The following is a 19,561-nucleotide window of genomic DNA, read 5'->3' as shown; positions in this document are numbered from 1 at the left end:
CACGCTAAGGCTGAAGAGCATCGCCTCAACCGTCAATAGGCCTTGGCGCGGAGATGTATATCAGGCGTGGCGGCCGACCAACATCCAGGCGGCCATGGCCACCATCATCAGGTTCTCGGTCAGTGAAACGAAGCCGAGCGGCACGTTGCTGTCGCCGCCCACGCAGGCGCATTTCAGCTTGCGCTTGTCGAGATAGACGGCCTTGAACACCGACACCGCCCCGATCCCGCCGATGAACAGGCCCAGCGGGGCGGAAAGCCAGGTCAGCACCCCGGCCGCCATCAGCACGCCCGCCGCCAACTCGGCGAACGGATAGACATAGCCGTACGGAACCCAGCGCCGGGCCAGCAGGTCGTAGTTCAGGAACATGGTCGAGAACGTCTCGACGTCGCGCAGCTTCAGCATGGCCAGCAGGCTCATGCTGAAGGCGACGAACCATTCGGCGGCCTGGACCGTCAGCGGGGTGTGAAAGGCCGCCTGGCTGGCCGCCAGAGCCATCAGGGCGGCCACGGCGAAGACGGCGATCACCGGGGTATAGGTCAGGGCCTTGGGATCGCGGACCCGCGCGCCGAAGTGCTTGCGCAGGTCGTCGTAGCCGCCGATCCGCTGGCCGTCGATGAAGGCCTGGGGCGTGGTCGCCACGCCGTGCTCGGCCTTGAAGGCGTCGGTTTCGGCCCGGGTGCGAAGCCAATGGTCCTCGACGTCGTAGCCCTTGGCCTTGAGCAGGTGCAGGGCCTTGAGGCCGTAAGGGCAGATGTGCTCGGGCATGACCATGCGGTAGAGCACGGCTTTCCGGTGGGGACGCATCGCTTCACTCCTTGGTTCGCGATCGGACCCGCCCCATGTAGGGTCCGTACCATGGTACGGAGTCAAGGCATGACGGCAACGATCGCGGGGCTGGCGCGCGAGGGCGGCGTCGGCGTGGAGACGGTGCGCTACTACCAGCGCCGAGGCCTGCTTCGAACGCCCGGGAAGACCGGCGGTTCGGCCTTGTCGGGCGGGATTCGGCGGTACGACGCCGACGACGTGCGCCGGCTGCGGTTCATCCGCTCGGCCCAAGCGGCGGGCTTCACCCTGGAGCAGATCGGCGAGCTACTGGATTTAGACGCTGGCCAGGATCGTGCGCGGGCCAGGGCTCTGGCGGCGGAGCGCATCGCGGCCCTGGACGAGAAGATCGCCGAGCTGCAGGGGGCGCGTGCCTCGCTGGCCAAGCTGGCGAGCGCCTGCGCGGCGTCCGACACCGGTCCGTGCCCGATTATCGAGGCGTTCGAGGGCTAGACCAGGATGGCCAGGGCCGAGAAGCCGAGCAGGGCGCAGGCGATGGACAAACGTACGATCATTGGGGCCTCCCGGGCGGTGTGTCGTCAGGAAGCGTCTTCCCAGATGAACCTAAGCTGAAGCTTAGGCGACAGGCGCCAAGCCGGCGGCGTTGCGAAGGTCTTCCACGGTCAGGCGCGCCAGGTCGGTGTCCGTCGGGTTGGCCATCACGCCGATGCGGTTGGCCTGTAGACCGATTGCCCGCTCGAACAGGTTTCGCACATCGCGGGCGTTGGCGAAGTTCGGCTGACCGGCGCGACCTTCCATGACCGTCTTCACAAGGGCCAGGATCGCGTCGTCGATCTCATAAGCGCCGTCCTTGGCGTATCGCGCGAAGATCTGAGCCAGTTCGTCGGGAGAGTAGTCGGTGAAATTGATCAGGCGCGGGAAGCGCGAGCGCAGGCCAGGATTGGAGTTCAGGAACTGGTCCATCGGTTCCTGGTAGCCGGCGACGATGACCACGAAGTCGTCGCGATTGTCTTCCATCAGCTTCAGCAGGGTGTCGATCGCTTCCTTGCCGAAATCCCAACCTTCGCCGGCTAGGGCATATGCCTCGTCAATGAACAGCACGCCGCCCAAGGCGCTCTGAGCGACCTCCTGGGTCTTCAGCGCCGTCTGGCCAATATAGCCGGCTACCAGGCCCGAGCGGTCGGTCTCGACCAAGTGGCCCTTGGAGAGCAGGCCTAGGTGGAAGTAAATCTCGGCGAGGATGCGGGCCACCGTGGTTTTGCCGGTGCCGGGATTGCCCGAGAACACCACGTGCATGCCAAGTTCGGGTGCGGCCATGCCGCGCGCCTTCCGCATCGTTACGACCCTGGCGAAGTTGGCCAAGGTCGAGACCTCAGCCTTGACGCCCTCCAGGCCGATCAGCTTCTCCAGCTTCAACAGGCTGTTTTCGAGGGAGCCGAGCGTCTCGACAGGGGGGCCAGGGAGCGTATCGGCCTCGAGAGGCGGCGGTTGCGAACTTCCCGCGTCGCCCCTCGTTGTCGTAGCCAATTTCAGGGCCTGGGCGTGTAGGAGCGAGGCTATGCGGCCAAATGGCTCCATTTCCGAGTGGGTAAATTGGCCGTCGGCCATGAAAACCAGTTCGGCCACGCTGTTGACGAAGGCGATGAAGGGATCGGCGTCAGCGCGGTATGTCCCGGCCTGGACGGCGTCGCTGGACACCAGCAGCATCATGTGGGGCAGGTCCCGCTCCGCCAGGGCGACGGGATCCGGCATGATCTCGTTCCAGCGCTCATAGAACTTTCGCGGATGACGGAGGCCGAAGATGGCGTTGAAAACCTTTGCCTCCGACGTGGCGACATAGCCCTTGGCGTTACAGATCCGGGTGAACAGGCCGACGATCAGATAATGGGCGTTCGAGAACGCCTTGCTCTTGATGTCGAGACTGATCTCGGGGTCCGCCAGCACCTTGTCGACATAGGCGCTGCGGATCCGGTTCCACTGGCTCGCGGTCTCTCGGACGAGTTTGGATCGTTCCCACCACATGTCCCGCTCGTCCCTCAGCCCAGCGTCGCCCGCGCCAGGGCCAGGAAGCCCGCCAGGTCGATGACCTCGGCCCGGGCGTCCGGATTGACGCCGGCCTTTTCGCACAAGGCGCCGCCGCCCAGGCCCTTGAGGCTGGAGCGCAGCATCTTGCGGCGCTGGCCGAAGGCGGCGGCGGTGACGCGCTCCAGGGCCGCGATCACGTCGGCGGGTGGCGGATCGCTTCTAGGAACCAGGCGAACCACGGCCGAGGCCACCTTCGGCGGCGGGGTGAACGCCTTGGCCGGCAGGTCCATGATCGTCTTGGCCTCGCACAGCGTCTGGGAGATCACGGCCAAGCGGCCGTAAGCGTCGTCGTCGGTATGCGCGACGATGCGGTCGGCGACTTCCTTCTGGAACATCAGGGTCATCGACAGCGGCCGAAAGGGACCGGTCAGCCAGTTGATCAGGAGCTGGGTGCCGACGTTGTAGGGCAGGTTCGCAACCACGTGCGCCGGCCCGCCGGCGGCCTTGGCGGCGTCGACCTTCAGAGCGTCGCCCTCGACCAGCTCCAGGCGGCCGTCGGCGACCTCGGCGACCTCGGACAGCAGCGGCAGGAAGCGGCTGTCCTTCTCGATGGCCACGACGCGCGCGCCGGTTTCGAGCAGGGCGCGGGTCAGGCCGCCGGGGCCGGGCCCGACCTCGACCACCGTGTCGCCCTCGCCGATCTGGGCCAGGCGGGCGATCTTGCGGGTGATGTTGAGGTCCAGCAGGAAGTGCTGGCCGAAGCTCTTGCGCGCCAGCAGGTCGTGGCGTTCCAGGGCCTCGCGCAGGGGCGGCAGGTCGGCCAGGCTCATCGTCTATGCTTCCAGGTCTTTTTCAGGCAGGTCTTTTCAGGCGTCGCGGCGCGCGGCGATCTGCGCCGCCAGGCGGATGGCGGCGATCAGGCTATCGGGACGGGCCAGGCCGCGTCCAGCGATGTCGAAGCCGGTGCCGTGGTCGGGCGAGGTCCGCACGATCGGCAGGCCCAGGGTGATGTTCACCCCTCCCCAGAAGTCCAGCATCTTGACCGGGATCAGGGCCTGGTCGTGATACATGCAAAGGACGCCGTCGTAGCCGACCCGGGCCTCCGGGTGGAACAGGCTGTCGGCCGGGGCGGGGCCGTAGGCGTCGACGCCCAGATCCTGCAGCGCGCGGACGGCCGGGGCGATGATCTCGATCTCCTCGCGGCCAAGGGCTCCGCCTTCGCCGGCGTGCGGGTTGAGGGCGGCGACGGCCAGGCGCGGGGTCTTGATGCCGAAATCGCGACGCAGGGCGTCGGCGGTGACCAGGCCACTGTTGACGATCGCCTCGATCGACAAGGCGCCGGGGACCTTCAGGAGCGCCGTATGGATGGTCACCAGGGCCGTGCGCAGGTCGCCGGCGGCGAGCATCATCACCGGCCCCCGCGCGCCGTCGAAGCGCTCGGCGGCGGTCAGTTCGGCCAGAAACTCGGTGTGGCCCGGGAACTTGAAGCCGGCCTCGTACAGCGGAGCCTTGGCGATCGGGGCGGTGACCAGGCCGCTGACCGCGCCGGACAGGGCCAGGCCGACGCTGGTCTCGATCCAGCGGATCACCTGCGGCGCATAGGTAGGCGAGGGCTGGCCGGAGACGACCGGCGAGAGCAGGGGGATGTCGATGACCGGCAGGGCCTCGGCGAAGGCGCCCAGCGCCTCCTTCGGGCTGAGCACGCGGCGCACCTTCACCCCGCCGCCAGCCGAGGCCAGTAGCTGGGCGTCGCCGACCACCACGAAGGGGGGACCGTCCTCGCGCAGGGCGCGCCAGGCCTTGGCGATGATCTCCGCCCCGACGCCGGCCGGATCACCGGCGCTGAGGGCGAGCGGGCGCGGCGTCACCGGGTCTCGATGGTGGCCTGATTGCGCAGGTCACGCAGGTAGCGCTTGGCGATCAGCGCCAGTTGCTGGCCGCGCAGGCGATTTTCGATCTGCTCGTGGGTCGGCGCGTTGGCGCCGCCCTGGCGCTTTCCGCAGACCGCGATCAGGTGCATGCCGGCGTCGGTGCGGATCGGGTCCGAGATCTGGCCGACCTCCAGCTTGTTCGCCGCGTCCTGGAAGGCCGGCGCCAGGTCGGTGATCTCGGCCTCGCCGAGGTCGCCGGCGACCAGGCCGTCCACCTTGCCGGCGGTGGCTTCCAGAGTCTGGCAGCTGGTGATCTTGGGCTTCAGGTCGGTCAGCAGCTTGGTGGCCGCCTCGACCTGGGCCGGGGTGGCGTCGGCGGCCAGCGGGGCGGCGACCTGCTTGAGGTCGACGATGGCCGTCTTCGAGCCGGCGCGCTTGTCGCGCAGATAGATGATGTAGACGCCGTCCTTGACCTGGATCGGCTTGGACAGCTGGCCGGGGCGCAGCTGTTCCAGCGCCGCGTCGACCTCGGCCGGCATTTCGCCCTGGTTGACCCAGCCCACGTCGCCGCCGTTGGCCGCGGTGGCCGAGCCCGAGAACTGGCGGGCCACGGCCGCGAACGGCGCGCCCTGCTGCATCTGGGTGATCAGCTGGGCCGCGCCGTTGATCGCGACCTCCATGCCGCCGACGCGGTTGGCGTCGAGGAAGACTTCGCTGATCTGGTACTGCGGCTTGGCGGCCGACTCGGCCAGGCGGCGCTGATAGGCCTTGATCTGGTCCTCGCCGATGCGCAGGCGCGAGCCGTAGCGGCCCTGGATCCAGGACTGCCAGCTGGAGTCCGCGCGCAGCTGGGCGCGCCAGGTTTCCAAGCCGATGCCCTGGGCCACCAGCGACTGCTTCAGCTGGTCGGGGGTCATCTTGTTGGACTGGGCGATGTCGGCGATCTGCTCCTCGACCTCCTTGTCGGTCGAGATGATCGTGATCTTCTGCTGCTTCTCGACGCGCTTCAGCTCCTGCATCTGCAGGCGCTCGTCGATCAGCGAGCGCAGGGCTTCCTGCTCGATCTGAGGCAGGTTCTCCTGGGTCGGCTGCATGCCCGAGGTGGCCATCAGCAGGCGCATGCGCTGCATCAGGTCGTAGCTGGAGATGATGTCGTCGTTGACGACCGCCGAGACGCTTTCCGACAGCGGCTGCGGCGCGGCGGGCGCCGGCGCGGCGGCCGGCGGAGCCGCGACCTGAGGCGGCGCGTCCTGGGCGGGCGTCGCCTGAGCGGGCGCCCCTTGGGCCGCGGGCTGTTCCTGCGCCAGGGTCGGCAAGCCGAGGCTCGCCACGGTCAGGGCGAGGATGGACGCGGCACCGGCCGCGAAAGTCGTAACGCTACGCGCAGACCGCATGGATAGTGTCGTTCCTCTAGGCCCAGGCCGCCCCCTCGGGGGCGCGGTCGGTTTATCTTGTGTTTCGGGGGCGGCGATCGCCGAAGCCGGCGGTTTTTCCTTTCGGCCGTCGCCCCCGAGGCGTGCGCGCGAGGCATGCGGGCCGCCCCGCACGCCCCCAAGCGCGGTTACTTAGTTCGAGCTGTACCCTGTATCACCTAATGTGGCGAGCGTTAGGCGGAACACGATGGTTCGGTCAGGCTGCAGCCGAAGGCCGCTGGCCGTCGAGGCGTAGCGGTCTTCCTGTTGGTAGATCACGTCGATGCGAATGCAGTCGTCCTGGTAGGCGACACCCACGTCCCGGCGACGCCAGACATCCTGAACCATGTCACGCTGGCCGAAGGTGGTCAGCGAGAAGCGCTTGGTCAGCTTGACTTCGCCTCGGGCCTCGAAACTTTCCTGCCGGGCTCCGTTGGAGTCCAGCTCGTCCTTCAGGTAGCGGATCGAGCCGTTGGCGCGGGCGGTGTAGGCGTCGACGCCCGTTTCGATCCGATGGATTTCCTGGGTCTGAGCGTCGAGGCGCGTGCGGACGAAGGCGTTGATCCCGGGCATCGGGGTGACCGTGGCCGCCACGATCCAGTCGGAGGACTTGCTTTGCAGGCCGGTGCGGGCCGGCAGCAGCGGATCGAACTCGGTCCGGAAGCTGCGGCCGACCAGGATGCTGCCGCCCCGGCCGTCGGGACGGCTGTAGGTGGCCCGGCCGCCGACGTTCAGGCGCTGGCCGCCCTCGTAGAGGTCGAAGCCCGGCGACTTGTTGGCCTGGAACAGGTTGGTTTCGTCGAACTCCAGCGTCGCGCTGTCCTCGTTGTAGAGGTAGCTGGTCGTCCCGTTGCGGGCGACCACCACCGGCACGCGCGAGCTGTCGGAGCCCACGGCGACCTGGGCCAGGGGTTCCAGCACGATGCTGCCGCCATTGGCCAGCGGCTTGTAGAATGGCAGGCTGAAGTCGACGCCGCCCACGCCCAGGGCGCGGGTGTAGGTTTCCTTGGCGTCGTCGCCTAGGGCGGCGGCCGCGGGCGTGACGAAGGTCTTGATCGAATAGGCGTCGCCACGCGCTTGGGCGAAGGGCGAGATCTTCAGGCCGGGTCCGATGATCCGGCTGGCGCGCCAGTCGGCCCTGACGCTGGCGCGGCTGGAGTCGACGCCGTTCTCGCCCTTGTAGCCGGGAAGATAATAGGGCGCTTCGCCATACTGCGACTCCGAGCGGTTCAGCACCACGCCGGAACCCTGCAGGCGCAGGCGGCCGCCCAGCACCGGGCTGTTCGGCTCCCACCGCGCCTCGACCAGCGGGCCGATCAGCGGGAAGGCGCCGCTGTTCTCGAAGGCGTTGGCCGAATTGGTCGTCGCGTTGATGCCGACGACGCGCAGGCCCTGGACCGAGACGGCCGAGATCGACAGCCACGACCGGGCGTCCTGGCGCGTCGTATAGAGCTGCGACACCAGCCGGTGGTCGTCGCTCGTGAACAGACCGCGCTGCTGATAGACGTCGTTGATCTTGTACTTGTCGAACAGCAGGGCGTCCGAGACGCGCTCGGCCGAGAAGCCCCACTTCCAGTGCTGATCGATGTCGAACTTGCCGTGCGCCAGGATGTAGCTGCGCAGCGTGGCGTCGCCGAAACGATCGCCCTTGATGTCGAATTCCTTGTCGTAGGTGAAGCCGCCGCGCGCCTCGAGTATCCCCGAGTAGAAGCGCTTGCGGTAGTTCACGTTCAGGAACGGGTTCACCTGGCTGTTGATCTGCGGGGTGACCACCACGTCCGACGACGGCGAGATCACGTACAGATAGGGCTGCTGGTACGAGATTCCGCGGCCCTTGGAGAAGTCGATCTTCGGCGCCAGGAAGCCCGAGCTGCGCTTGGCCTGCGGATCGGGGTGCCAGAACAGCGGCATGTAGAGAACCGGCGCACCCCACAGGTGGATGACCGCGTTCTTGTAGTAGATCATCTGGCGCTGCTTATCCTGGACGATCTTGTCGGCCGAGACCGACCAGGTCGGCTTCGGCTTTTCGGCGCAGACCTCGCAGGGCGTGTAGATCGCCTTGTTCAGTTCCTGGATATTGGCGTTGCGGCGCACGGCGGTGGCCGAAGCCACCTTCATGTTCTGGTCGAGGCGGGCGGCGAAGTTGCGCGCGAAGCCCGCCTTGAAGTCCTTGTCGGCTTCCAGGTGGTCGGCGAACTCGGCGGTGCCGTCGGGATTGATCAGCTGGACGTGACCGTCGGCGGTCACCGCGCCGGTCTTGTTGTCGTAGACCACCTTGTCGGCGCGCAGGGTGCGCCCCTGATAGCGGGTCTCGACCGACCCGGTGGCGGTCATGATCTGGTTCTTGTCGTCCCGGATCAGCAGGTCCGATTCTAGATAGTAGCCCTCATCGCCCAATCCGTCGGACGGGGCGGCCGAGACCACCGGGGTCGGCGGGATGGAGACGAGGCTCTGCTGAGCGTGGGCCGCGCCCGCGCAGGCGAGCGCCCACGACGCCGCGCTGCTCAGGAGCAGCACGCGACAGGCGGCGCTGGGACGCGTTTCAGTCATGGACGACCTTGGAAGCAATGACTCACCCATCTTCCGTATAGCAAAGCAAAGTGAAGCCCGCCAAAATCGCGATAATCGGCGGTGTCCAGGCGGCGATGGACGGGGCCAGAACGTCCGCCTTGCCCAACGTGCTGCAAAGCTCGTTGAAGAAAAAGAACCCGAAGCCCAGGGCCACACCAGAGCCGGCCAGGGCCGCCAGGCCGCCCAGACGCATCAGGCGCAGCGAGAACGCCGCCGCCAGCACCGACATCGCCGAGAAGAGCAGGGGCGTGGCCAGGTCCTGTTGCAGGCGCAGCTTGAACGGCGCGGCCGAGAAGCCGGCGTCCTCGGTGCGCTGGATCGTGGCCGGCAGGCGCCACAAGGCCACCGCCTGAGGCGTGTTGAACCGCTCGGACGCCGTGCGGTCGTCCAGGTTCGAGGGAATCGACAGGCTGTCGGAGCGGATCGCCCCGGCGCCGGGCGTGGCCTCGCGCACGCCGGTCAGGCGCCAGAAACCCGGCTCCAGCTTGGCCTCGTTGGCCTCGATGCGGCGCGTGAAGTCCATCACGCCCTTGTTGTTGAGGCTGTAGACGAACAGCGACACGCCCTTCAGCCGCACCGAGCCGTCGATGATGTCGCGAGCCCGGGCGCGGATGACGATCTGGGTCTTGTCGTCGCCCTGGCGCAGCCAGGTGCCCTTGGGCGCTTCCTTCAGATAGCCGTTCATCACCCTGTCGCGCTCGGTCTCGAACTTGGCGGTCATCGCCGTCGTCAGGGGATTGAGCAGGGTGATGGTCAGCAGGCCGATCACGAACGAGGCCAAGGCGGCCGGCATGATGAAGCGCCAGGCCGAGACGCCGGCCGCGCGCATGGCGATCAGCTCGCTGCGCCGGTTCAGCTCGACGAACGCCCACATGGTGCCGAACAGGAAAACGAACGGGGCCAGCACCAGGATGGTGGCCGGGGCTTGCAGGATCGTCAGGTAGAGAAGCTGGAGGAAGCTGGCGTCGGCCCGCGTGCCGACATTGCGCGCGATGTCGACGAAGGCGATCAGCATCACCATCGCGGCCAGCACGGCCAGGGCGCCCACCAGGGCGCTCATGGTGCGCGTGAGGACGTAGCGTTCCAGCATGCCCATGGTCATCAGGCCGCTCCCGTCCAGGCCGGCGCCGCCTTGGCCAGCTGGGCCTTGCGACGCGTGGAGACCTTCTGGCGGAAGATCTGCGACAGACCCCACCACATGGCCGCCAGCGGCACCATGTACTGCAGGACGTTCAGCCAGGCGCTGTCCTCGCAGGCGGCCTGCACGCCGAAGCCGACGATGCGCACGACGCCCGCGGCCGCGCCGACGGCGGCGATCCGCTTGCCGTAGCCCATGCGGCTGAACGGCCCCCCCAGCACGGCCGCCAGGGCCATGGTCATCAGGGCGATGTTGTAGAGCGGGCCGGCGAAGCGCGAATGGCCCTCGGCCACCATCTTGCCCGCGTTCCGCTGCTCCCAGTCCTGCGTCATGTCGGGAAAGAACAGCTCGTGCGGATAACGGTCGGCGATCTTGTAGTGCAGCAGCTCGTCGCCGTGCGCCAGGCTCGACAGGTCGAACGTGTACTCGTCGAACGAGGTGTATTGCAGCACGCCCTGGCGAGAGAACTGCTGGTTGGAGCCGTGGCGCATGATCAGCACCGGCTCGCCCCGGCGCGTGGCGATCTCGGCCTCGCGCGACGAATATGTCGAGGCCGCGCCGTTGGGCAGTTCCTGGTGGATGAACAGGTTCTGGATCTTGTTGTCGCGGTCGATCGACTGGGCATAGACCGTGAGGCCCGGGCCCGGCTCGGTGAACTGGCCCGGCTGGACCAGGGTCGAGGCCACGTCGGTCTTGATCTCGAAGGCCGTCTCGCGGATCTGGCGGGCGCTCCAGGGTTGCAGCCACAGCCCGCTGACCAGCGAAACCAGGGCCGCCAGCACCGCCAGGCGCATGGCCGGCGAGATGACGCTCCAGCGGCTCATGCCGCCGGCGAAGCAGACGACGATCTCCTGCTCGGTATGCAGGCGATTCAAGGCCACCAGCGCCGCCACGAACAGGGCCAGCGGCATCATGATGCTGAGCAGTTGGGGCAGGGCCAGCACGATGATCTTCAGGAAGACCAGGGCGCTCTGGCGCTGTTCGACCAGGACGTCGAATTCCGACAGGCTGCGCGCCAACAGGGCGAGCGCCACCAAGGCCCCGATCGCCAGAAGCGTCGGACCCAGCAACTGGCGGAAAAGATAACGTTCTATGAGGCGCATGAAGAGGCGTTCGGGGCGGATGGATTCGTGGGACGAACCCCGAAGATGCGTCGTTCTACACGGGGGCTTCGCGTCGGCACAACCGGGGACCTAACTTGACTGTCCCGAGTGGGGGCGAACGGAGCCTTTTCTAAGGCGCGGCATTGGACTATGCCGCCTTAGGTCAAAGAACGGCGGACCCTTGCGGCGCGCCGTTTTGGAAGTCGCCCAGATGCAGGAGCGCGGCATGCGTATCGAGTTCGTCCCCGTCGACACCCAGGCCGGCGCCACCGCCGCCCTCGCGGTCCTGGCTCACGAGGGCGCGGCCTTGTCGCCGGAGGCCAAGGCGGCCAACGAGGCCACGGGCGGCGCCCTGGCGCGCGCCATCGCCGGCGGCCGCTTCACCGGCGCCAAGGGTCAGACCCTCGACGTCGTGGCGCCGCATGGCCTGGAGGCCGCCCGCCTGGTGCTGGTCGGCGTCGATGGCTCCGGCGCCGTCGAGCCGGAAGCTGTCGAAACCGCCGCCGCCGCCGCCTATCAGGCCGTGAAGACCACGGGCGTGACCGAACTCGTTTTGAAGCTGGGCGCCGACGCCGAGAGCGCCGCTCGCGCCGCGTTTGGCGCCCGCCTGGCCGCCTACCGCTTCGACAAGTACCGCACCACCGAAAAGGCCGAGAAGAAACCGTCGGTCCAGGTGGTCAAGGTCGCCGCCGCCGATCCGGTCAAGGCCCAGAAGGCCTATGCGCCGCTGTCGGCGCTGGCCGACGCCATCGTCTTCAGCCGCGACCTCGTCTCCGAGCCGGCCAACATCCTGCACCCCGAAGAGTTCGCCGCCCGCGCCAAGAGCCTGGAGAGCCTGGGTCTGGAGGTCGAGGTCCTGGGCGAAGCCGCCATGGCCGAGCTCGGCATGGGCAGCCTGCTGGGCGTGGGCCAGGGCAGCGTTCGCGAGAGCCAGCTGGTGATCATGAAGTGGAACGGCGCGGCCGACAAAAACGCCCAGCCGATCGCCTTCGTCGGCAAGGGGGTCTGCTTCGACACCGGCGGCATCTCCATCAAGCCCGCCGACGGCATGGAGGACATGAAGTGGGACATGGGCGGCGCGGCCGCCGTGACCGGCGTCATGCACGCCCTGGCCGGCCGCAAGGCCAAGGTCAACGCCATCGGCATCCTCGGCCTGGTCGAGAACATGCCCGACGGCAATGCGCAGCGTCCCGGCGACGTGGTCACCTCGATGTCAGGCCAGACGATCGAGGTCATCAACACCGACGCCGAGGGCCGCCTCGTGCTGGCCGACGCGCTCTGGTACTGCCAGGACCGCTTCAAGCCCCAGTTCATGGTCGACCTGGCGACCCTGACCGGCGCGATCATCATCGCCCTGGGTCATGACTACGCCGGTTTGTTCAGCAATAACGATGGCTTGTCAGAGAAACTTCTCGCCGCCGGCAAGGCCGAGCGCGAGACCCTGTGGCGCCTGCCGCTGCCGGCCGCCTACGAGAAGCAGATCGAAAGCCCGATCGCCGACATGAAGAACATCGGCGGCCGCCCGGCCGGTTCGATCACCGCCGGGCTGTTCCTGCAGAAGTTCGTCAACGGCACGCCGTGGGCGCACCTGGACATCGCCTCGGTGGCTTGGCGCAAGCCCTCGACCGACCCGACCGTGCCGGACGGCGCCGCCGGCTTCGGCGTCCGCCTGCTGAACCGCCTCGTCGCCGACGCCTACGAAGGCTGAGCATGACCGCCGCGCCTTGCGACGTCTGGTTCTACCACCTGGAGCGCTCGCCGCTCGAGGCGGTGCTGCCCGAGCTTCTGGAAAAGACGCTGGGGCGGGGCTGGAAGGCGCTGGTGCGCGGCGGCGATCCGCGGCGGCTGGAAGCGCTGGATCAGCACCTCTGGACCTATCGCGAGGACAGCTTCCTACCGCACGGAGTCAGCGGCGAGCCGATGGCCGAGCGCCAGCCGGTGCTGCTGACCGGCGAGGACGGGAACCCCAACGGGGGCGACGCGCTGTTCCTGATCGACGGGGCCGAACCTGGAGATCTTTCAGGGGTTTCGCGCTGCATCCTGCTGTTCGACGGCCGGGATGACCAGGCGCTGGCGTTGGCGCGCGGGCGCTGGTCGGTCTTCAAGAAAGCCGGTCATCCGGTGTCCTACTGGCGCCAGGGCGCCGAACGCGGTTGGGAGAAGCAGGCATGAAGCGCGTGGTGCAAGTTCTGGCCTTGGGTCTCGTCCTGGCCTCGTGCTCCAGCGCGCCCGAGCCGGCTCCGCCACCGCCGCCCAGCACGCCCACCGCGCCGCCGGCCGTCGCCCTGCCGGCCAAGCCGCCCGCCGCCGAGGCCGACAAGGACCAGTGCGGCCTGAAGGACGCGCAGGCCTTCGTCGGCAAGCCGCGCACCAGCCTGCCGGCCCCGGTCGATCCGTCGCGCTGGCGGGTGGCCTGCACGACCTGTCCGGTGACCATGGACTATCGCGCCGACCGGCTGAACATCCTGTTCAACGCCGATACGGGGATCGTCCAGGAAGTGAAGTGCGGGTGAAGCCGTCGTACTGACGGCGCCCTGATCGAGCCTTCCCGGTGCGGGAGGCTCCAGGGCCTATTTGCGTTTGCCCACGCCGGGGAACAGCGCGACCTCGCCGTCGAAGATGCCCAGATAACCCAGCTCGCCCAGCAGCGGCGTCAGGTCCTCGACCAGGTCGCCCGATTGCGGCAGGTGGGCCGGCCGGCCGGTCTGGTCGTGCAGGCGGTAGACCGTCCACATCTTGCCGCGCGGCGCGGCGGCCCCCGGCGGGATGAACTTGTGCTCCCAGCCGACCAGGGCCGGGGTGCGGCCGACCTCGACGTCGAACGGACGGTCGCGGAACGCCAGGTCCATCTCGATCCGCATGGCCTCGCCGATCCGCGCGTTCACCCAGTCGGCGAACGCCTCGAGGACGGCGTGGGCGGACAATCCTTCCGGATTGGCCACGACATGGTTACGGGGATGGGCGCTACTCATGGGACGCAGACTGCGCCCCAGATGTCGCGGAATGGCTAAACGACATGGTTTAGCGCGCGTTCACCCTAAACCTTTCCGAGCCTGTGGTTAAGCTTACGCCTCGGCCTCGGCCAGCTCTTCGGCCAGGCTCATCCAGGCGGCTTCGGCCTCGTCCAGCTTGGTCTTGGCGTTGTCGCGGCGCTTGGTCAGCTCGGCCACCTTGCCGGGGGTCTTCACATAGAGGGCCGGGTCCGCCAGCTGGGTTTCCAGCTCGGCCAAGTTGCGGGTGCAGCGGGTCAGCACCTGCTCGGCGGCCTCGACCTTGCGGCGCAGCGGCTCGACGGCGGTCTTTTTCTTGGCGGAGGTCGCCGCTGGCTCCGGTTCGCGCGCCACCTGGGTCGGCTTCACCGCCTGCTTGGCGCGCTCCAGCACGAACCTGGCGTAGTCGTCCATGTCGCCGTCGAACGGTTTCACCGTGCCGTCGGCCGCCAGCCACAGGCGGTCGGCGACCAGCTCCATCAGCGAGCGGTCGTGGGTGATCAGGATCACCGCGCCCTCGTAGTCGTTCAGTGCGTCCAGCAGGGCCCGGCGGCTGTCGATGTCCAGGTGGTTGGTCGGCTCGTCGAGGATCAGCATGTGCGGCGCGTCCATCGCCACCATGTTGAGCAGCAGGCGCGCGCGCTCGCCGCCCGACAGGTTGGCGACCGTGGTCTCCTGCTTGTCGAAGCCCAGGCCGAACTGCGCCAGTTTCGAGCGCCGCGAGCTTTCGGAGGAGTCGGGCATGGCCCGGCGGATGATCTCCAGCGGGGTGTCCTCGGGATCCATCGCCTCGATCTGGTGCTGGTGGAACCAGCCCACGCGCATCTTGCGGTCGCGGTGGAATTCGCCCGACTGCACGCCCAGCGCCCCGGCGATCATCTTGGCGAAGGTCGACTTGCCCGCGCCGTTGACGCCCAGCAGGCCGATGCGGTCGTCCAGGTCCATGCGCAGGTTGAGGTTCTTGAGGATCGAGCGGCCTTCCTCGTAGCCGACGTTCGCCCGTTCCAGGCGAATGAGCGGCGGGGGCAGCGGGCGCGGCGGCGAGGGCAGGGTGAACGGCGCGACGCGCTCCTCGATCGTGGTGGCCACCGGCTCCATCTTGGCCAGGCGCTTCATGCGGGACTGGGCCTGGGCGGCCTTCGAGGCCTTGGCCTTGAAGCGGTCGACGAAGGCCTGCAGGTGGGCGCGCTCGGCGTCCTGCTTGGCCTTGGCCGACAGCTGCAGGCGAGCCTTCTCGGCGCGGCGCTTCTCGAAGTCGTCGTAGCCGCCGGTGTAGAGCTCCAGCTTGCCGCCGGCCAGGTGCAGCATGTGCGTGCAGCTGTTGTTGAGCAGCTCGCGATCGTGGCTGACGATCAGGGCGGTGTGCGGGTATTTCTGGAGGCGGGCCTCCAGCCACAGCGCGCCTTCCAGGTCGAGATAGTTGGTCGGTTCGTCCAGCAGCAGCATGTCCGGCTCGGCGAACAGCGCCGCGGCCAGGGCCACGCGCATCCGCCAGCCGCCGGAGAACTCGCTCATCGGTCGCGCCAGGTCTTCCTGCGAAAAGCCCAGGCCGACCAGGATTTCCGAGGCCCGCGCCGGCGCCGAGTCGGCGTCGATCTCGATCAGCCGGGCCCAGATCTCACCCATCTCCTCGGGATCGGCCGTGTCCAGCCGGGTCATCAGGCTGTGACGCTCCTCGTCGGCCTCCAGCACGGTCTCCAGCAGGGTGAAGGGCGTGGCCGGGTGTTCCTGGTCGACCGACCCGATCCGCGCGGCCTTGGGCAGGCTGATCTCGTCGTCGCCCGCGTGCAGCTGGCCCAGGATCAACTTGAACAGGGTGGACTTGCCCACGCCGTTGCGACCGATCAGGCCGACCTTGGCGCCGGGGGGAAGGCTGACACTGGCATGGTCAAAGAACTTCCGACCCCAGGCGTTGAAGGTCAGGTCACGGATCTGAAGCATTTTATGAAGGTTACGCGGCGGGGTTGGCGGGGAGGAGGCGCACGGCTATAAGCCCGCAACCTCCCAATTCACAACTCTTGTGTGAGATATCTCGTGACCGAACGCACCTTCTCGATCCTCAAGCCTGACGCCACCCGTCGCAACCTGACCGGCGCCATCAACGCTGTGATCGAGGCCGCTGGCCTGCGCATCGTCGCTCAGCGCCGCGTGAAGCTGACCGAAGCCCAAGCCAAGAAATTCTACGAAGTGCACGCCGAGCGTCCGTTCTACGGCGAACTCGTCGGCCAGATGACCGCCGAGCCGGTCGTCGTGCAGGTGCTGGAAGGCGACAACGCCGTCGCCAAGTACCGCGAAGTCATGGGCGCCACCAACCCGGCCAACGCCGACGAAGGCACCATCCGCAAGCAATTCGCCCTGTCGATCGGCGAAAACTCGGTCCACGGCTCGGACAGCCTGGAGAACGCCGCGATCGAAATCGCCCAGTTCTTCACGGAAGACCAGATCGTCGGCTAAGGCTTAGCGCGACTTTTCTCGTGACGCGAGGCGGCCGGATCGGTGACGATCCGGCCGTTTTCTATTGGGGCGGGGCCAGACGTGAAGCACTACGAACGGGGCGAGGTTGTGCTGGCGGTCACCCTGTCGGGCGTGGCCGGCTATGTCGACGCCATCGGCTTCCTGAAGCTGGGCGGGTTCTTCGTCTCGTTCATGAGCGGCAACTCCACGCGGCTGGGCGTCGGGCTGGCGACGGGGAACGTCCACGCGGTGCTGACCGTGCTGACCCTGGTGGCCTCGTTCGTGGCCGGGGTCGTACTGGGCGCCCTTACGGCCCGGGCGTTTGGCGAAAGCCGGCGCTCGCCGGTCCTGGTGCTGGAAGCGCTCCTGCTGGCCAGCGGCGCGGCCCTGCTGGCGCTGGGTTTCGACACGGCCGGCGTCACGGCCGTCGCCATGGCCATGGGCGCGGAGAACGCGGTGTTCCAGCGCAACGGCGATGTCGCGGTGGGCCTCACCTACATGACCGGCGCCCTGGTCAAGGCGGGCCAGCGCATCGCCGGCGCCCTGGTCGGCGGCGAACCGTCGGACTGGCCGCGCTATGTCCTGCTCTGGCTGGGTCTGGCGGCCGGCGGCGCCCTGGGCGCCTTGACCTATGTGACGGTCGGCGCGTCGGCGTTGTGGGTCGCGGTGGCCGTCGTCACTGGCGGCGCGATCTGGGCCGAGCGTCGCTGGCGGTCGGCATGAGGGCCGCGATCGTGGCCGTGGCCCTTTTGCTTGGCGCTCCGACGGTCGCCAGCGCCCAGTCCGTCGACAACGTCGTCGTCGCGCCGCAGGCCCGCGGCCATTGGCTGCGGGCCGAAAGCGACCACGTCATCGTCTATTCCGACGAGGGCGAGGCGGTGCTCCGGCGGGTGGTCGACGATCTGGAGGCGCTGGACCAGACCCTGCGCGCGCTCTACGGCCGGCAGGGCGGCCCGCCATCTCGGAAGTTTCCGATCTACCTAGTGCGGCCGGTCGACCCCGGCGCGACCGAGAACCTGTCCTACAGGCGCTTCCTGCCCGGCGCGGCGGTCAGCGCCTTGTCGATGAACGTGGCTGAGCCCGACGACATCTTCGCCGTCGTCATCCGCGACAATTTCCGGTTCTTCAACGCGACCGACAAGACGGCGGGGGACGACGGTGTCCTCAGCGCCTATGCGCTGCATTTCTTCAGCGAGACCTTTCCGTTCCGCCAGCCGCGATGGTTGGTGAAAGGGGCGGCGATCTACTACAGCGCCGTCGACATCCAGCCCGACAGGATCGTGATCGGCCAGACGCCGGCCTTGTTCGACGAGCGGCGGGTGATCGGGAGCCTCGATGGCGTCGCCCACGTGATCGCCGAGACCGGCGACGGCGAGAGCGCCGCGAACCGCCGGCGCTTCGACGAGCGGGCGGCGCTGCTGGTCCGCTATCTCTGGTCGGATCCCGGCCGAAAGGCGAAGCTCGACGCCTATCTGAAGCGTCTGGAGGGCGGAGAGCACGACGTGGACGCCGCCTGGACCGAAGTCTTCGGCGCGCCGCCCGAGAAGCTGAAGGACACGCTGGCGGTCTTTCTGGGCGCCAAGCCCGTGCTGACGACGATTCCCAGGATCGGCGAGACGCACCGCGCGGTCACCATCCGCCGCATGCCAGCGGGCGCTGACGACCTGATCCTGGAGCTGCAGCAGCTGAAGGCCGGCCCGGCCAGCACCGACAGGCCGGGCCTGCTGCGCCACTTCCGCAAGGCCGCCGCCCGACGTCCGGACGAGCGCTACAGCCGCCAGGCCCTGGCCAGGGCCGAGATCACCATCGGCGACCGCGACGAGGGCGAACGCCTGCTGGAGCGGCTGCTGGCCGAGGACGGCGGCAATCTGGAAGCCTTGCGGCTGATGGGGACCAGCAAGCTCTATCGGGCGGCCAGCGACCTGCCGCATCGCGAGGCCTTGCTCGCCTCGGCCCGGACCTATCTGGCGCGCGCCGACGCGGCCGAGCCCAACGACTATCAGACCTTGTTCCTGCTGGCCCAGACCATGGCCACCGAGGGAACGCCGTCGCCGGAGCGCCTGGCCCTGCTGCGGCGCGCCGTCGGCCTGGCGCCCGAGGTGCCGAAGATCCGGATCGTGGCCGCAGTGGCCTTCCTGATGGCCGACGACGCCAACACCGCCTTCGCCCTGCTCAAGCCGCTGTCCGCCGACCCCAACGGCGGCGAGGCGGCGCGGCAGGCCAGGCTGCTTCTGGACATGATGGCGAAGTACGGGGCGGAACCCTGATCGCGGGGAGGCGGAACCTCGAGGTTGGCTTACGGCCCATGGCGAACCTTTGGTCGCCCGGCTAGGCTGCAATCGAAGGTAAGGGCGGCCGAGCATGCGGGAACGTTTTGGTACTGTCAGCGAGCGCGAGAAGGAGACGCTTCGCCTGCTCCTTAACGGTCACGACGCAAAGTCGATCGCTCTAACGCTCGGACTGTCGATTCATACGGTGAACGAGCGCCTGCGCGAGGCGCGTCGAAAGCTCGGCGTCGGCAGCAGCCGCGAGGCGGCGAGGCTTCTGGCCCAGATGGAGAGCCAAGGCCCAAATTTCTTGGGGGACAAACAAATCGGGGTCGTCGCGACAGAGGCGCCGGGTGGAGAACGTGACCCGTCCGAAAATCGCCAACGCGTGGGTCACGCCTTCGCTTGGTTCTCTGGAGGTGTTGCGATCATGTTTGCGATAGTAGTTTCAGTGGCGATTTCACTGGCTTTGCAGGACGACGGCAGGACACGGCCACCGACGACGCCGATAGCCGTCTCGGCATCGTCCAGCGCGTCCGACCAGGCGGGCGCGCATGCGGCCGAGGAATGGGCGAAGCTGATCGATGGGCAACGCTGGGGCGAAAGCTGGAAAGCGTCGGGAAGCTTGTTTAGAGCGCAAGTGACGGAGGCCGGCTGGACCGCAACGGTTCAACCTCTGCGACAACAACTGGGCGCGGTGGCTTCGCGTTCGCTCAAGAGCGTGTCGAGCGCGAGCTCGCTGCCGGGGGCCCCCGCAGGCGAGTACAAGATCGTCCAATTCGCGACCGTCTTCGCGAATAGGCCTGACGCCGTAGAAACCCTCATCCTGGCCCACGAAGGTTCGGCCTGGAAGGTGAACGGCTATTTCATTCGCTGAGGGCGTCAGAACCGAGGCGGACGTCTTCTGGCAAGGCAGATGTCCGCCCACTACCCGTGGCGGCCGC

Annotated in this window: 18 protein-coding genes; 8 read left to right on the top strand and 10 right to left on the bottom strand. The window is 68.0% G+C overall.

The window, feature by feature from the left end; genetic code table 11:
- Nucleotides 1-60: 60 nt before the first annotated feature.
- Nucleotides 61-807, bottom strand: coding sequence for a MauE/DoxX family redox-associated membrane protein (locus ASC70_RS16705; protein ID WP_056052054.1), 747 nt, complete (start codon nucleotides 805-807; stop codon nucleotides 61-63).
- Between the two features lie 69 nt (nucleotides 808-876).
- Here ASC70_RS16705 and ASC70_RS16700 point away from each other — a divergent pair, with 69 nt between their 5' ends.
- Nucleotides 877-1,278: a MerR family DNA-binding protein gene (locus ASC70_RS16700; protein ID WP_056052051.1), complete on the top strand. Its 402-nt coding sequence runs from the start codon at nucleotides 877-879 to the stop codon at nucleotides 1,276-1,278.
- A gap of 123 nt (nucleotides 1,279-1,401) precedes the next feature.
- Here ASC70_RS16700 and ASC70_RS16695 read toward each other — a convergent pair whose 3' ends face one another.
- From ASC70_RS16695 to lptF, 7 genes are all read right to left on the bottom strand, one after another.
- Nucleotides 1,402-2,808 (bottom strand): AAA family ATPase, encoded by a 1,407-nt coding sequence (locus ASC70_RS16695; RefSeq protein ID WP_056052048.1) that lies wholly within the window; start codon nucleotides 2,806-2,808, stop codon nucleotides 1,402-1,404.
- A 14-nt stretch (nucleotides 2,809-2,822) separates the two neighbouring features.
- The gene (gene rsmA, locus ASC70_RS16690; RefSeq protein ID WP_056052045.1) at nucleotides 2,823-3,641 is read right to left on the bottom strand and encodes a 16S rRNA (adenine(1518)-N(6)/adenine(1519)-N(6))-dimethyltransferase RsmA; all 819 of its coding nucleotides are present in this window, start codon (nucleotides 3,639-3,641) and stop codon (nucleotides 2,823-2,825) included.
- Nucleotides 3,642-3,677: 36 nt separating this feature from the next.
- Nucleotides 3,678-4,679: a 4-hydroxythreonine-4-phosphate dehydrogenase PdxA gene (pdxA, locus tag ASC70_RS16685; RefSeq protein WP_056052041.1), complete on the bottom strand. Its 1,002-nt coding sequence runs from the start codon at nucleotides 4,677-4,679 to the stop codon at nucleotides 3,678-3,680.
- Nucleotides 4,676-5,998 carry a peptidylprolyl isomerase gene (locus ASC70_RS16680; protein WP_235519433.1) on the bottom strand — a complete coding sequence of 441 codons (1,323 nt, stop codon included), beginning with the start codon at nucleotides 5,996-5,998 and terminating at the stop codon, nucleotides 4,676-4,678. Before ASC70_RS16680 ends, pdxA begins: the two co-directional genes overlap by 4 nt.
- A gap of 249 nt (nucleotides 5,999-6,247) precedes the next feature.
- Complete coding sequence (locus tag ASC70_RS16675) at nucleotides 6,248-8,674, bottom strand: LPS-assembly protein LptD (protein WP_056052036.1); 2,427 nt, start codon at nucleotides 8,672-8,674, stop codon at nucleotides 6,248-6,250.
- Nucleotides 8,667-9,767, bottom strand: a complete 1,101-nt coding sequence (lptG, locus tag ASC70_RS16670; protein WP_056052031.1) for an LPS export ABC transporter permease LptG — start codon at nucleotides 9,765-9,767, stop codon at nucleotides 8,667-8,669. The genes ASC70_RS16675 and lptG overlap by 8 nt, the downstream gene beginning before the upstream one ends.
- Entirely contained in the window at nucleotides 9,767-10,906 is a 1,140-nt protein-coding gene (lptF, locus tag ASC70_RS16665; RefSeq protein WP_056052027.1) for an LPS export ABC transporter permease LptF, read from the bottom strand. The genes lptG and lptF overlap by 1 nt, the downstream gene beginning before the upstream one ends.
- A 226-nt stretch (nucleotides 10,907-11,132) precedes the next feature.
- Here lptF and ASC70_RS16660 point away from each other — a divergent pair, with 226 nt between their 5' ends.
- Genes ASC70_RS16660 through ASC70_RS16650 form a run of 3 tightly spaced genes read left to right on the top strand, consistent with a single transcriptional unit; the run spans nucleotide 11,133 to nucleotide 13,419 of the window.
- A complete protein-coding gene (locus tag ASC70_RS16660) occupies nucleotides 11,133-12,614 on the top strand; it encodes a leucyl aminopeptidase (protein ID WP_056052860.1) in 1,482 nt (493 codons plus the stop codon).
- A 2-nt stretch (nucleotides 12,615-12,616) separates the two neighbouring features.
- Entirely contained in the window at nucleotides 12,617-13,078 is a 462-nt protein-coding gene (locus ASC70_RS16655) for a DNA polymerase III subunit chi (protein ID WP_056052023.1), read from the top strand.
- Nucleotides 13,075-13,419: a peptidase inhibitor I78 gene (locus tag ASC70_RS16650; protein WP_056052020.1), complete on the top strand. Its 345-nt coding sequence runs from the start codon at nucleotides 13,075-13,077 to the stop codon at nucleotides 13,417-13,419. The genes ASC70_RS16655 and ASC70_RS16650 overlap by 4 nt, the downstream gene beginning before the upstream one ends.
- Before the next feature lie 57 nt (nucleotides 13,420-13,476).
- Here ASC70_RS16650 and ASC70_RS16645 read toward each other — a convergent pair whose 3' ends face one another.
- The gene (locus ASC70_RS16645; protein ID WP_056052016.1) at nucleotides 13,477-13,878 is read right to left on the bottom strand and encodes a hypothetical protein; all 402 of its coding nucleotides are present in this window, start codon (nucleotides 13,876-13,878) and stop codon (nucleotides 13,477-13,479) included.
- 93 nt (nucleotides 13,879-13,971) lie between these two features.
- A complete protein-coding gene (locus tag ASC70_RS16640; protein ID WP_056052013.1) occupies nucleotides 13,972-15,837 on the bottom strand; it encodes an ABC-F family ATP-binding cassette domain-containing protein in 1,866 nt (621 codons plus the stop codon).
- A 93-nt stretch (nucleotides 15,838-15,930) separates the two neighbouring features.
- Here ASC70_RS16640 and ndk point away from each other — a divergent pair, with 93 nt between their 5' ends.
- The 4 genes from ndk (at nucleotide 15,931) to ASC70_RS16620 (ending at nucleotide 19,494) form a co-directional block, all read left to right on the top strand.
- Nucleotides 15,931-16,350: a nucleoside-diphosphate kinase gene (gene ndk / locus ASC70_RS16635; RefSeq protein WP_047405181.1), complete on the top strand. Its 420-nt coding sequence runs from the start codon at nucleotides 15,931-15,933 to the stop codon at nucleotides 16,348-16,350.
- Between the two features lie 81 nt (nucleotides 16,351-16,431).
- A complete protein-coding gene (locus tag ASC70_RS16630; protein WP_056052010.1) occupies nucleotides 16,432-17,073 on the top strand; it encodes a YoaK family protein in 642 nt (213 codons plus the stop codon).
- Nucleotides 17,070-18,617, top strand: coding sequence for a hypothetical protein (locus tag ASC70_RS16625; protein ID WP_056052007.1), 1,548 nt, complete (start codon nucleotides 17,070-17,072; stop codon nucleotides 18,615-18,617). Before ASC70_RS16630 ends, ASC70_RS16625 begins: the two co-directional genes overlap by 4 nt.
- 94 nt (nucleotides 18,618-18,711) lie before the next feature.
- Nucleotides 18,712-19,494: a DUF4019 domain-containing protein gene (locus ASC70_RS16620; protein WP_056052003.1), complete on the top strand. Its 783-nt coding sequence runs from the start codon at nucleotides 18,712-18,714 to the stop codon at nucleotides 19,492-19,494.
- Nucleotides 19,495-19,561 lie beyond the last annotated feature (67 nt).

The organism is Caulobacter sp. Root343 (assembly GCF_001425745.1).
Taxonomy (GTDB): Bacteria; Pseudomonadota; Alphaproteobacteria; order Caulobacterales; family Caulobacteraceae; genus Caulobacter.
This window is presented reverse-complemented; position numbering and strand designations above follow the sequence as displayed.

What these genes read in the sequence shown, in the direction of transcription:
- ASC70_RS16705 (WP_056052054.1), bottom strand. Translation starts at nt 807, where the DNA reads ATGCGTCCCCACCGGAAAGCCGTGCTCTACCGCATGGTCATGCCCGAG.
- ASC70_RS16650 (WP_056052020.1), top strand. Translation starts at nt 13,075, where the DNA reads ATGAAGCGCGTGGTGCAAGTTCTGGCCTTGGGTCTCGTCCTGGCCTCG.
- ASC70_RS16640 (WP_056052013.1), bottom strand. Translation starts at nt 15,837, where the DNA reads ATGCTTCAGATCCGTGACCTGACCTTCAACGCCTGGGGTCGGAAGTTC.
- ASC70_RS16620 (WP_056052003.1), top strand. Translation starts at nt 18,712, where the DNA reads ATGCGGGAACGTTTTGGTACTGTCAGCGAGCGCGAGAAGGAGACGCTT.
- lptG (WP_056052031.1), bottom strand. Translation starts at nt 9,767, where the DNA reads ATGACCATGGGCATGCTGGAACGCTACGTCCTCACGCGCACCATGAGC.
- ASC70_RS16700 (WP_056052051.1), top strand. Translation starts at nt 877, where the DNA reads ATGACGGCAACGATCGCGGGGCTGGCGCGCGAGGGCGGCGTCGGCGTG.
- ASC70_RS16660 (WP_056052860.1), top strand. Translation starts at nt 11,133, where the DNA reads ATGCGTATCGAGTTCGTCCCCGTCGACACCCAGGCCGGCGCCACCGCC.
- ASC70_RS16645 (WP_056052016.1), bottom strand. Translation starts at nt 13,878, where the DNA reads ATGAGTAGCGCCCATCCCCGTAACCATGTCGTGGCCAATCCGGAAGGA.
- ASC70_RS16655 (WP_056052023.1), top strand. Translation starts at nt 12,617, where the DNA reads ATGACCGCCGCGCCTTGCGACGTCTGGTTCTACCACCTGGAGCGCTCG.
- rsmA (WP_056052045.1), bottom strand. Translation starts at nt 3,641, where the DNA reads ATGAGCCTGGCCGACCTGCCGCCCCTGCGCGAGGCCCTGGAACGCCAC.
- ASC70_RS16625 (WP_056052007.1), top strand. Translation starts at nt 17,070, where the DNA reads ATGAGGGCCGCGATCGTGGCCGTGGCCCTTTTGCTTGGCGCTCCGACG.
- lptF (WP_056052027.1), bottom strand. Translation starts at nt 10,906, where the DNA reads ATGCGCCTCATAGAACGTTATCTTTTCCGCCAGTTGCTGGGTCCGACG.
- ASC70_RS16675 (WP_056052036.1), bottom strand. Translation starts at nt 8,674, where the DNA reads ATGGGTGAGTCATTGCTTCCAAGGTCGTCCATGACTGAAACGCGTCCC.
- ASC70_RS16695 (WP_056052048.1), bottom strand. Translation starts at nt 2,808, where the DNA reads ATGTGGTGGGAACGATCCAAACTCGTCCGAGAGACCGCGAGCCAGTGG.